Genomic DNA, 11,693 nt, shown 5'->3' with positions numbered 1-11,693 from the left:
ATTCCCTCATTACGAAAACACCCTTGGCGCGGGGTGGAGCAGCCCGGTAGCTCGTCAGGCTCATAACCTGAAGGTCACAGGTTCAAATCCTGTCCCCGCAACCAAACCACACGAAAAACCCCGCTCGGCGTCGCCGGCGGGGTTTTTCGTCGTTCGGATCATTCGATTTGCCGGCACCGACCCGGCCTGGCTTGCCGCCACGCCGTTGAGGGGTTTCGAACCAGGGTAATGGACGCGCTCCGTCGATGGTGACCGACCGACAGAAATCATCGTTGAGGCCGCGCCGCTCCCGCAGGGATTGGAGCGCTGCATCACTGGCGATGAGGGCGTTGGCGGGGGAGGGGCCTTTCCGGTCGTCGTCGAACGGCGCGTCATCGTGCTCCAGATACGTGCGCAAGGCCGTGCGGCAGCCGGGCGGGACGCTATCGAATTCCGCAATCGACGTGGACCCGAGTGTGCGGTCGCGGCGAATCTCCACTGCAGCGGGGCTTTCCTCCTGCCCCCGCAGATCGAATGATCTTGCCTGCGCCAATTCTCGCTCGCGGGATATCGATCGCAGTCTTTTGCATCGCCACCGTCCGCCGGGCCGGGACTGCGAGGCGAGATGCAAGACGACGAAGCCAATCCCGGAGGCTGCTCGCCCGATGGAGCGCCTCGATCTGACCGGACCGGCACAAAATCGCGCCGGTCATCGGCGCGGTCAGCCACGAGCGGTGCGACCCCGGCGGCGCCTGCCGGCAAGCTGCGCCTGCATTGCGCCCCGAAGGTGACATTCGGCGCCGGAGGCTCGTCCAAGGCCGCTCTGGACGCAGCATCGTCGATGGCGGGGCCTGACCGTGCCGAAGGGGACGGCTGCCAAGTGACGCCGCCCGTGCCTTGGCCGCCGCGAGGGCGCCCGGTGCAGGCGAGGGTCTCATGCCCGTATCGCCCATCCCGATCGAGCGCCCGGACGCGACAGAAAACTATACTTTATAATACTTCGGTAGGCCTATTTCATTGTAGGCGATTAATGCGGCGACCTCCGAGCCGGACCCCGGCGCGCTCGATTGGCCAGTCGCGATCCCGCAAGCTGCCCTCAGCCCGCGAGCTCTCGCGCCGGATCGCACGACATTCCGCTTGCATCCGGGCCGAGGATCCGGCTAGAGAGCGAGCGCGCCGCGGCGCTGCAGGAGTGTAGCTCAATTGGTCAGAGCACCGGTCTCCAAAACCGGGGGTTGGGGGTTCGAGTCCCTCCACTCCTGCCAGGAACCGCGAGCCGACCGGAGTTACCGTCACCCGCCGGCAATTCCGTAACAATCCGTTCGGGGCAGTCGACAAGCGCAGGCAACTGCGCTAGACGCTGCCCCCATCCCAGATCGAACAGGCGGCTTCGCGGGCCGGGGGTGATCCTTCAGCCCGCCGCCGCCGTTGGTTTCGAGCGCATCGGTTGTCCGAGCCATGGCATCGAACGAAGCGACGAAGAAGATGGACCTCGGGCGCAACGCCTCCCGCAGCACCCCGCCGGCGCCGCCCGCGCGTCCGGCGCCGAAGCGCGTCGGCCCGTTCGAGTTCCTGCAGCAGGTCCGCGACGAGGGCCGGAAGGTCACTTGGCCGACCCGTAAGGAGACCCTGGTGACCACCCTGATGGTGTTCGTCATGGTGGTGGTGGCGAGCGTGTTCTTCACCGTCGTCGACCAGGTGCTGCGTTACGCCGTGACGCTGGTGCTGGGCATCGGGGCCTGATCGAAAAACGACCCGGCTGATGCCGGCCCGCGACGGGGCCGCCGCCGGACTGGAGTGAACGCCGTGTCGAAGCGCTGGTACATCGTCCACGCCTATTCGAACTTCGAGAACAAGGTCGCGCAGTCGATCAAGGACCAGGCGGCGCAGCGCGGCCTGACCGAGAAGTTCGACGAGGTCATGGTTCCGACCGAGAAGGTCGTGGAGGTGCGCCGCGGCCGCAAGGTCGATGCCGAGCGCAAGTTCTTCCCCGGCTACGTGCTGGTGAAGTGCGACCTCACCGACGAGGTCTATCACCTCATCAAGAACACCCCGAAGGTCACGGGCTTCCTCGGCGCCGACAAGTCGAAGCCGGTGCCGATCCCGGATGCCGAGGCCGAGCGCATCAAGGGCCAGGTCCAGGAAGGCACCGACCGCCCCAAGGCCTCGATCTCCTACGAGGTCGGCGAGCAGGTCCGCGTCGCGGACGGCCCGTTCGCCTCCTTCAACGGCGTCGTCGAGGAAGTCGACGAGAGCCGTTCCCGCCTCAAGGTGGCGGTCTCCATCTTCGGCCGGGCGACCCCGGTCGAGCTCGAATACGGTCAGGTCGAGAAGCTCTGATCGTACCCGGCGGAGCGGTTCGGGAACCGTACGGGGCGCGGCAGCGCGCCTCGTCTTTTCCGTTCCCGTCCCATCCGCCCCTCACCCGCGGAAGGCCCGCCCGGAAACGCCTCCGGGAGCCCGGGCCGCACCGCGACCTGCAACCGCCCTCATTGTCTAGGGCTATTCTGGGAGCAGTCCCATGGCGAAGAAGATCACGGGCTACGTGAAGCTTCAGGTCCCGGCCGGCGCCGCCAATCCGTCGCCGCCGATCGGTCCCGCGCTCGGTCAGCGCGGCCTCAACATCATGGAATTCTGCAAGGCCTTCAATGCGAAGACCGCGCAGATCGAGAAGGGCACCCCGATCCCGGTGATCATCACCGCGTATCAGGACCGCTCCTTCACCTTCGAGATGAAGCAGCCCCCGGTCTCCTTCTTCCTGAAGAAGGCCGCCGGCCTGAAGATCGGCAAGAAGCCGGCCTCCGGCTCGAAGACCCCCGGCAAGGGCGCGCCCGCCGGCAAGGTCTCCGAGGCGCAGATCCGCGAGATCGCCGAGAAGAAGATGCCCGACCTGAACTGCGATTCGGTCGATTCCGCCGTTGCCATGATCCGCGGCTCCGCCCGCGCGATGGGCCTCGAGATCACCGCGTAAGGGGAGGGCGACATGGCACAGACAGGCAAGCGCATCCGCTCCGCCCGCGAGGGCATCGCGGTCACCAAGCTCTATCCGCTCGACGAGGCGGTGAAGCTGATTAAGGAGCGGGCGAAGGCCAAGTTCGACGAGACCTTCGAGGTCTCGATGAACCTCGGCGTCGATCCCCGCCACGCCGACCAGATGGTCCGCGGCGTCTGCAACCTGCCGAACGGCTCCGGCCGGACCGTGCGGGTGGCGGTGTTCGCCCGCGGCCCGAAGGCCGACGAGGCGCGGGCCGCCGGTGCCGACATCGTCGGCGCCGAGGACCTGCTCGAGACGATCCAGGGCGGCACGATCGACTTCGATCGCTGCATCGCCACCCCGGACATGATGCCGCTGGTCGGCCGCCTCGGTAAGGTGCTGGGCCCGCGCGGCCTGATGCCGAACCCGAAGGTCGGCACCGTCACCATGGACGTCAAGGGCGCCGTCGCCGGCGCCAAGGGCGGTTCGGTCGAGTTCCGCGTCGAGAAGGCGGGCATCGTCCACGCCGGTATCGGCAAGGTCTCGTTCGACGAGCAGAAGATCGTCGAGAACATCCGCGCCTTCGCGGATGCGGTCGCCAAGGCGAAGCCCGCCGGCGCGAAGGGCACCTACATCCAGCGCATCGCCGTTTCCTCGACGATGGGCCCGGGCGTGAAGGTCGATCCCTCCAGCGTCCTGGCCGCCCACGGCGCCTGACGCCGACGCGACTGTCGCGATACCATCGCAAGCGCCCGGTCCGGCAACGGACCGGGCGCTTCGCGTTTTTGCTGACGAGCGCCCGATGCGGGCGGCGTGACGCTGCGGCATTGCGACTCGCGGCTGTGCGGTGCGACGCGGCGAAAAGCTGACGTGGCGGGGCAGCCTTCCGGCGGGGCTGTGCTAGATACGCTTCCATGCGCAGCACCGTCCCGGTCTCCTCCTCGCGACGCATCCTCTGCGTCTTCCCCGCCTACACGCCCTCGTTCGGCACCTTCTCGCACGCCTATCCGCTGATGGGCGGCGTCAAGGCCTTCATGCCGCCGCAAGGGCTGCTCGTGATCGCCGCCTACATGCCGGAGGCATGGGAGGTGCGGTTCGTCGACGAGAACATCGCTCGGGCCGGCCCCGAGGATTTCGCCTGGGCCGACGCGGTGTTCGTGTCGGGCATGCACATCCAGGAAGGCCAGATCCACGAGATCGGCCGCCGGGCGCATGCCGCCGGCAAGGTCGCCGTCCTGGGCGGTCCCTCCGTCTCCGGCGCGCCGGAAAAGTACCCGGACTTCGACTATCTCCACATCGGCGAGATCGGCGACGCCACCGACGCGCTGATCCGCCGCCTCGACGCGACCGTTGCGGTCCCGGCCGAGCCTGAGCGGTTCGAGACGGCCGATCGGCTCGCCCTCGCCGACTTCCCGGCGCCGGCCTACGAGCGCGTGCCGCTGAAGCGCTATCTGATCGGCTCGCTGCAATTCTCGTCGGGCTGCCCGTATCGCTGCGAGTTCTGCGACATCCCGCAGCTCTACGGCCGCCAACCGCGGCTCAAGACCCCCGAGCAGCTCTGCGCCGAGCTCGACGCGATCGTGGCGCAGCCGGCCCACCCGGCGGTGGTGTACTTCGTCGACGACAACTTCATCGGCAACCGCAAGGCGACGCGGGACATGCTGCCCCACCTGGTGGAGTGGCAGAAGCGGAACAACTACCCGCTCCAGTTCGCCTGCGAGGCGACGCTCAACATGGCCAAGCAGCCCGAGATCCTCGAGCTGATGCGCCAGGCCAACTTCATGACCGTGTTCGTCGGCATCGAGACGCCGGAGGCGGACGCGCTCAAGGGCATCGACAAGACCCACAACGCCGCCGTGCCGATGTACGAGGCGATCGAGACCCTGAACTCGTACGGGCTCGAGGTGACGTCGGGCATCATCCTCGGCCTCGACACCGATTCGGACAAGTCCGAGCAGAACCTGATCGACTTCATCGACAAGTCGGCGATTCCCGTCCTCACCATCAACCTGCTCCAGGCCCTGCCCAAGACCCCGCTCTGGGACCGGCTCGAGCGGGAGGGGCGGCTCGTCCACGACGCGAGCCTCGAATCGAACGTGCTGTTCAAGCGTCCGCACGACGAGGTCGTGGGCTCCTGGCGCCGGGCCATCGCCCATGCCTATTCACCCGAGCACCTGTTCGAGCGCTTCAAGCGCCAGTGCGACGTCACCTATCCGAACCGGATCACCACGCCGACCGCCGGCAAGCTGACCTTCACCAACCTGCGCCGCGGGCTGATTCTCGGCTTCAACATCGTCACCCGGGTCGGGCTTTTCTCCGATTACCGCCGGGCGTTCTGGCAGGCCGCCGGCTACGCCCTCAAGCGAGGCCAGATCGAGGCGGTGTTCAACATGGGCTTCGTCGCCCACCACCTGATCCGCTTCACCCGCGAGGCCCTGCGCGGCGAGCACAACGCCTCGTTCTACGCAGCCCAGGACAAGGCGAAGGCGGAAGCCGCGGCCGGGGCCCGGCAGGCGGCCTGATCGGCGCGCGCCCGCCGTCGAGGGCACATTCCGGGGCTCGGCGAGGCCGAGGCCCCGGGATGTGGCTCTGGGGGGAGCGGCGATCCGCCTACCGCTGCTTTGCCGCGCGGAACAGCTGCCACTCCTCGACCACCCGCCCGTCGGGCAGATGGCAGTAGCCGGCCTCGCCGGCGGCTTCCCGGCGGATCTCGACGCGCCCGCCGAGCGAGGCGCAATACGCCGAGGCCGGGTTCCCCATGGCCCAGGCCCGACCGGTCGCGACGGTGGTGGCGAGCAGCGCGGCTGCGATCATGACCCGTTGCACGGCATCTCTCCCGTTCTCATGCCGGACGGCAGGATAGGCGAGAGGCGATGAACCGGCGGTGACGCCATGGCGCCCCGCCGGTCCGGCCGTCAGTGGCCGCCGCCGAGATAGGCCGCCCGCACCTGCGGATCGTCGCGCAGCTGCGCCGCCGGGCCCTGGAAGCGGATGCGTCCGTTCTCCAGCACGTAGGCGTGGTCGGCCACGCCCAGCGCCGCCATGGCGAACTGCTCGACGAGCAGCATCGTCACCTGCTCCTCCTTGAGCCGGCGGATGATGCGAAACACCTCCTCCACCAGCTTCGGAGCGAGGCCCATCGAGGGCTCGTCGAGGAGCAGGATCTCGGGGCGCAGCATCAGGGCCCGGCCCATGGCGAGCATCTGCTGCTCGCCGCCCGACAGGGTGCCGGCGAGCTGGGTGCGGCGCTCGCGCAGGCGCGGGAACAGGGTGTAGGCCCGCTCCCGGTCGGCGTTGACGTCGCCCTTCGGCCGCGAGCCGGTGAGGCGCGGGAAGGCGCCGAGCGTCAGGTTGTCCTCGACCGAGAGGGTCGGGAAGACCCGCCGCCCCTCGGGCGAGTGGGCGAGCCCGGTGCGGGCGACGTCGTGGCTCTCCAGGCCGCCGATCTCGCGCCCGTTGAGCTTGATCGAGCCGGCGCGCGGCTTGATCATGCCCGACAGCGCCCGCATCGTCGTGGTCTTGCCCGCCCCGTTGGAGCCGATCAGGGTGACGACCTGTCCCTTGGGGACCGTGAAGGTGAGGCCGTGCAGGACCTCGATCTGGCCGTAGCCGGCCGACAGGCCGCTGACATCGAGCATCTCTCTACTCCGCGGCGTCGGCAACCGGGCTGCCGAGATAGGCTTCGATGACCTTGGGGTCGGATTGGACCTCGCGGGCACCGCCCTCGGAGATCTTGTGGCCGAAGTCGAGCACGCTGACGCGGTCGCACAGGCCCATCACCACGTCCATGTGGTGCTCGATCAGGATCACCGTGATGCCGGCGTCGCGGATCTTGCGGATGATGACCGTCAATTCGGCGATGTCGGGCGCGGTGAGGCCGGCGGCCGGCTCGTCGAGGAGGAGGAGCACCGGATCGAGCGCCAGGGCGCGTCCGATCTCGAGAAGCCGCTGCTTGCCATAGGGCAGGTTGCGGGCCTCGACCTGGGCGAGCGGGCCGAGGCCCACGAAGTCGAGGATCGCCATGGCGCGGGCCCGCGCCTCGCGCTCCTCGCGTCGGCGCCGCGGCGTGCCGAGGATCGCGTCGAACAGCGTGCCCTGGAAGCTGTGGTGGAGGCCGACCAGAACGTTCTCCAGCGCCGTCATCTCGCGGAAGAGCTGGACGTTCTGGAAGGTGCGGGCGACGCCCGAGAGCGCGATCTCGGAGGGCGTGCGCCCGTCGAGGCGCTTAGCGGCGTCGGTGCCGGCGGCGAGCGTCACGCTGCCGGCGGTCGGCTTGTAGATGCCGGTGAGCACGTTCATCATCGTGCTCTTGCCCGAGCCGTTCGGGCCGATCAGTCCGTGGATCGTGCCCGGCCGCACCGCGAGGTCGACCTCGTTGAGGGCCTTGAGGCCGCCGAACTGCATCAGCGCCCGCTCGACGGTGAGCAGCGGATCGGCGCCGGAGCGGCCGCCCTGGCGGATCAGCGCCTCCCCGGAGGCCGCGAGCGCCTGGGTCGCCCCCGTATGGGCCGGGCGCAGGAAGGGCAGCTTTTCGCGCAGGAAGCCGACGATGCCGTCCGGCAGGTAGTAGACCACGAACAGGATCATCAGGCCGAAGACGGTGAGGCGGAAATCCGTCACCGACTCCATGGCGAGCGTCGCCGGGAAGAAGGCGAGGCAGAGCGCGCCCGGGATGAGCAAGCTCATCCGGTTGTCCTTGCCCCGCAGGAAGGCGAGGCCGACCACGACGACCGCCAGCGCGGCGATGATGCCCGCCATGATCCGCACGAGGGCGATGTCGGCCAGGATGTTGGGCATCATCACGATGATGGCCGCGCCGATCAGCGGTCCGGAGCGGGACTTGCGCCCGCCCATGGTGACGGCCAGCAGGAACAGTACCGTCAGCTCGAAGCCGTAGGAGTTGGGCGCGACGTAGCGCTCCGACCACGCGAAGAGCGCGCCGGCCAGCCCCGCGAGCGCGGCCGAGATCACGAAGGCGTAGACCTTGTAGCGGTAGACGCTGACGCCCATGCAGTCGCAGGCGATCGGCGAGTCGCGCAGGGCCTCGAAGGCGCGGCCGAAGGGCGAGCGCACCACGCGGTTGACCACCAGGATCGTGAGCAAGAGGCAGGCGCAGACGAGGTAGTAGAATTCGAGCTTGCGGCCGGCCGCCCCCCAGGGCGCCTGCATGCCGATGAGCGAGAAGTCGAGGACCCGGGCCGGCGGCAGGGTGATGCCGAGCGGGCCGTTGGTCAGGTCCGTCATCTCGTTGATGAAGATCTGGATGATGGTGCCGAAGGCCAGCGTCACCATGGCGAGGTAGGGACCGCTCACCCGGAGCGCCGGGATCGCCAGCAGCAGGCCGAAGGCCGCCGTGACGCCGATGCCGGCGAGGAGCCCGAACCACAGGCCGAGCTTGAGCTTGAGGAACAAGACGGCGGCCGCGTAGGCGCCGACGCCGAACAGGCCGGCATGGCCCAGCGAGACCTGGCCGGTATAGCCGACCACGATGTCGAGCCCGAGGATCAGGATCGCGTAGATGGCGATCACCACCAGCAGGTGGATGTAGTACTGGCTCGTGACGACGTGCGGGAAGGCCGCCAGGAACACGACGAGGCACACGGCCCCGAGGAGGCCGACGTAGCGGCCGAGCCCGGCTTGAGGGACCGGCGGGGCGGTTTGCCGGGCCAGCGCCGGCGCGGAGGCGGACTGCGCCATGATGGTGAGGAACCCTGGACGAGACGGGAGCGACGAGGCCGCTCCCGCGTTCCGGGAGCGGCGCGGGCGGAGGAGGGGTCAGACCTTCTTGATCACGGCCTTGCCGAACAGGCCGACCGGGCGCACCGCCAGCACGGCGAGCAGCAGGATCAGGCCGGGCACGTCCTTGTAGCCGGTCGAGATGTAGAAGCCGGTGAGCGTCTCGGCGATGCCGAGGATCAGCCCGCCGACGATGACGCCGAGGCCGGATTCGAGGCCGCCGATGATCGCCACCGCGAAGGCCTTGAGCGCCAGCACCGAGCCCATCGTGGCGCCGGTGAGCGTCACGGGGGCGACCAGCACGCCCGCGAAGGCGGCGGTCATGGCGCTGATCGAGTAGGACAGGGTGATGACTTTCTGGGTGTTGATGCCCATCAGGCCGGCGGCGTCGATGTCGTTCGAGGTCGCCACCACCGCCTTGCCCCAGATCGAGCGGCGGTTGAACAATTCGACCGCGAGCATCATCAGGAGCGCGCCGGCGACGATCATCAGCTCCATCGGCAGCACCCGGACGCCACCGAAGGTCAGCGCCTCTTCCGGCAGCGGCGAGGGGAACTTCAGGTCGTCGCGGCCCCAGATGTTCTCGGCGACGTTCTTGAAGATGATGCCGAGCGCGATGGTGGCCATGATCCACCCGTACTCGGACTTGATCTTGACCGCCGGGCGCACGCCGAGGCGCTCGACGACGGCGCCGAGGGCGAAGCCGAAGACCAGCACCAGCGGCAGCATCAGCCAGTAGCCGGTGAACGGCACCAGCGTCAGGCCGAACAGGGCGCCGAGCATCAGGGCCTCGCCCTGGCCGAAATTCAGGGTCTTCGAGGTGGCGAAGGTGAGCTGGTAGCCGAAGGCGATCGCGGCGTAGATCATGCCGACGGCGACGCCGCTCGCCACGAGCTGAAGGAAGATCTGCATGGGAAATGGGCTCGTCTTCGTCGGGCGGGCCCCGCGCGTCGCGCTGCGGGGGCGGGCCCCGCGCCTCGCGCGCGGGACCCGGATGCGGCCTCAGTTCGAGGCCTTCTCCTTGACGCGGACGACGCCCGCGTTCTTGGCGTCCTCGTCCTTGGCGTAGACGATCTTGCCGTCCTGGACCTTCCCGAACACCACCATGTTGCGGCTGATGGCGTTGTGGTCCTTGGCGGTGAACGGCTTGTCGTAGGTCGTCACCACGCCCTCGACCTTGGTGTTCAGATCCTCGAGCGCGGCGCGGACCTTCGCGCCGTCGGTCGAGCCCGCCTGCTTGATCGCGGCGGCAAGCAGGTAGACCGAATCGTAGCCTTGCGCGCCCGCCACCGGGGTCGGGATCTTGTTGACCTTGAAGGCGGCATAGTAGCCGTCGAGGAAGGACTTGCGCTTGGGCAGCGTCTTATCCTCGATGAAGGTCTGGGGCATGATCACGCCGTTGCCGTTCGTGCCGGCGATATCGATGAAGCTCTGCATCGAGGCCGGCCACGAGGTGATCATCGGCACCTTCCAGCCGAGCTTGGCCATGCCGTTGGCGATCTGGGCCAGCTCAGGGCCGATGCCGTAGGCCAGGATCACGTCGGCACCCGCCTGCTGCGACTTCAGCAGCTGGGGCGTCATGTCGACGTCCTTGATGTTGAACTTCTCGACCGCGACCGGCTTGATGCCCTTGGCCTTGAAGTACTTCTCGAGATCCTCGCGGCCGAGCTGGCCGTAATTGGTCGAGTCGGCGAGGATCGCGATCTTCTTGAAGCCCTGCGCGATCGCCTCGTCGGCCATCATGCCGGCCTGCAGCACGTCGTAGGCCGAGGTGCGGAAGACGTAGTTGTTGTCGTAGTCCGGCGGGTTGAACTGGTTGGTAATGATCGTGCCGGTGGCGACGTTGTTGATCACCGGGATCTCGGCTTCCTGGTAGAAGCGCTGGGCGGCCAGGGCCACGCCGGTGTTGATGAAGCCGAGGGTGGCGACCACCTTCTCCTTGTTGATCAGCTCCTGGGCGACCTGGGCGCCGACCTCGTTCTTGGCCTCGTCGTCGCGCTCGACGAGCTGGATCTGGCGCCCGAGCACGCCGCCGTTCTTGTTGATCTCCTCGGCGGCCAGACGCACGCCGTCGCGCATCGACACGCCCATCGAGGACGAGCCGCCGGTATAGGGGCCGGTCACGCCGATCTTGATCGGGTCGGCCGCCAGGGCCGGGGCCGCGAAGGCGGTCGCGCAGGCGAGAGCCGCCGCGAGCGCGGTCAGGGATGAGCGCATCTGGGGTTCCTCCGGGGGACCGTTTCTTGCCGTCCCGGCCTGTCGCGGCCGGAGATCGGGGTGCCGGATAGAACCGAAAGTGGCAGCGCTTGTCGAGCGCGTCTTTCGATCTAGAAACAGATGCGTGGGCGGGGCCCGACGATCAAGGACTGACCGGGCCCGCCGCCCCGCCGAGATGGGCGCTCCTGGACTTGTCGAGACCCGGCGCGGACCATCTCAATCCTTCGCCGGCTCGTCCTTGCCCGGGACCTGCGTGATGCCGCCGATCACCCGCACCGGGCGGTTGCCCTCGGGCGGGGTCTTCCAGCCGCCCTCCGCCGGCCTGGCGTCGGGCGCCTTGGCTTGTGCGGCCTCGGCCGCCTTCGCGGGGGCGGGCTCCTTGGTGGCCGGCACGGGCTTGGCGGACTGCGTGGGTTTGGGCGCCAGGGGCGGTACCAGGGCGGCGGGGGCCTCGATCCGCTCGGGCGGGTTCGGGCGCGCCGCGGTCCGGCGGGGCGCCTCCGGCCTGGTTCCCTCGGTCTTGGGGGCTTCGGACTTCACCCCCTCGGGCGGGGTCTCGCGGCGCGGCGCGGCGCCGGTGCGGGCGGCCGTGCTGTCGGGATTGAGGCCGAGCGGGTTGGGCCCGGCATTGGTCGAGGCGCGGGGCGCCGGCGCGACGCGGGCCGACGGGGCGGCGGGTTCGAACTGCGGTGCGCCCTGCGGCAGCGGACGGGCGGCGACGCGGCGCTCCTCGGGACGCTCGCCGGAGGGCAGCGGCTCGGCGCGGGGCAGCGGCACGGGGGCGTAG

11 protein-coding genes, 2 tRNA genes and 1 pseudogene are annotated in these 11,693 nt (G+C 68.9%); 7 read left to right on the top strand and 7 right to left on the bottom strand.

Features of this window, described 5'->3' with window-relative positions:
- Positions 1–27: 27 nt before the first annotated feature.
- A tRNA-Met gene (locus HPY23_RS25910) sits at positions 28–104 on the top strand.
- Here HPY23_RS25910 and HPY23_RS25905 read toward each other — a convergent pair.
- Complete coding sequence (locus HPY23_RS25905) at positions 83–478, bottom strand: hypothetical protein (protein WP_139234967.1); 396 nt, start codon at positions 476–478, stop codon at positions 83–85. The genes HPY23_RS25910 and HPY23_RS25905 overlap by 22 nt on opposite strands.
- A gap of 689 nt (positions 479–1,167) precedes the next feature.
- Between HPY23_RS25905 and HPY23_RS25900 the strand changes: the two genes are divergently transcribed.
- The 6 genes from HPY23_RS25900 (at position 1,168) to HPY23_RS25875 (ending at position 5,475) form a co-directional block, all read left to right on the top strand.
- A tRNA-Trp gene (locus tag HPY23_RS25900) sits at positions 1,168–1,244 on the top strand.
- 193 nt (positions 1,245–1,437) lie between these two features.
- The gene (gene secE, locus HPY23_RS25895) at positions 1,438–1,722 is read left to right on the top strand and encodes a preprotein translocase subunit SecE (protein ID WP_060848447.1); all 285 of its coding nucleotides are present in this window, start codon (positions 1,438–1,440) and stop codon (positions 1,720–1,722) included.
- A gap of 63 nt (positions 1,723–1,785) precedes the next feature.
- The gene (gene nusG, locus HPY23_RS25890) at positions 1,786–2,319 is read left to right on the top strand and encodes a transcription termination/antitermination protein NusG (protein WP_048435103.1); all 534 of its coding nucleotides are present in this window, start codon (positions 1,786–1,788) and stop codon (positions 2,317–2,319) included.
- A gap of 181 nt (positions 2,320–2,500) precedes the next feature.
- Positions 2,501–2,950 carry a 50S ribosomal protein L11 gene (gene rplK, locus HPY23_RS25885; protein ID WP_048430287.1) on the top strand — a complete coding sequence of 150 codons (450 nt, stop codon included), beginning with the start codon at positions 2,501–2,503 and terminating at the stop codon, positions 2,948–2,950.
- Positions 2,951–2,962: 12 nt separating this feature from the next.
- Entirely contained in the window at positions 2,963–3,670 is a 708-nt protein-coding gene (gene rplA, locus HPY23_RS25880; protein ID WP_091887088.1) for a 50S ribosomal protein L1, read from the top strand.
- A gap of 197 nt (positions 3,671–3,867) precedes the next feature.
- Complete coding sequence (locus HPY23_RS25875) at positions 3,868–5,475, top strand: B12-binding domain-containing radical SAM protein (protein ID WP_091887090.1); 1,608 nt, start codon at positions 3,868–3,870, stop codon at positions 5,473–5,475.
- Positions 5,476–5,563: 88 nt separating this feature from the next.
- On the opposite strand, the gene HPY23_RS25870 is transcribed toward HPY23_RS25875, so the two are convergent.
- The 6 genes and pseudogenes from HPY23_RS25870 to HPY23_RS25845 all read right to left on the bottom strand — a co-directional run.
- A complete protein-coding gene (locus HPY23_RS25870; protein WP_244533357.1) occupies positions 5,564–5,779 on the bottom strand; it encodes a putative hemolysin in 216 nt (71 codons plus the stop codon).
- Between the two features lie 89 nt (positions 5,780–5,868).
- Positions 5,869–6,591: an ABC transporter ATP-binding protein gene (locus HPY23_RS25865; RefSeq protein WP_060848451.1), complete on the bottom strand. Its 723-nt coding sequence runs from the start codon at positions 6,589–6,591 to the stop codon at positions 5,869–5,871.
- Positions 6,592–6,595: 4 nt separating this feature from the next.
- The gene (locus HPY23_RS25860) at positions 6,596–8,650 is read right to left on the bottom strand and encodes a branched-chain amino acid ABC transporter ATP-binding protein/permease (protein ID WP_091887092.1); all 2,055 of its coding nucleotides are present in this window, start codon (positions 8,648–8,650) and stop codon (positions 6,596–6,598) included.
- Between the two features lie 78 nt (positions 8,651–8,728).
- Positions 8,729–9,601, bottom strand: a complete 873-nt coding sequence (locus tag HPY23_RS25855) for a branched-chain amino acid ABC transporter permease (RefSeq protein ID WP_060848453.1) — start codon at positions 9,599–9,601, stop codon at positions 8,729–8,731.
- Between the two features lie 90 nt (positions 9,602–9,691).
- Positions 9,692–10,906 carry an ABC transporter substrate-binding protein gene (locus HPY23_RS25850; protein ID WP_060848454.1) on the bottom strand — a complete coding sequence of 405 codons (1,215 nt, stop codon included), beginning with the start codon at positions 10,904–10,906 and terminating at the stop codon, positions 9,692–9,694.
- 216 nt (positions 10,907–11,122) lie between these two features.
- Positions 11,123–11,693 (bottom strand): annotated as a pseudogene (locus HPY23_RS25845) (hypothetical protein); the annotation flags it as partial.

This window comes from Methylobacterium ajmalii (assembly GCF_016613415.1).
Taxonomy (GTDB): domain Bacteria; phylum Pseudomonadota; class Alphaproteobacteria; order Rhizobiales; family Beijerinckiaceae; genus Methylobacterium; species Methylobacterium ajmalii.
The sequence above is the reverse complement of the archived record's forward strand: the minus strand, read 5'-3'. Positions and strand labels throughout refer to the sequence as shown.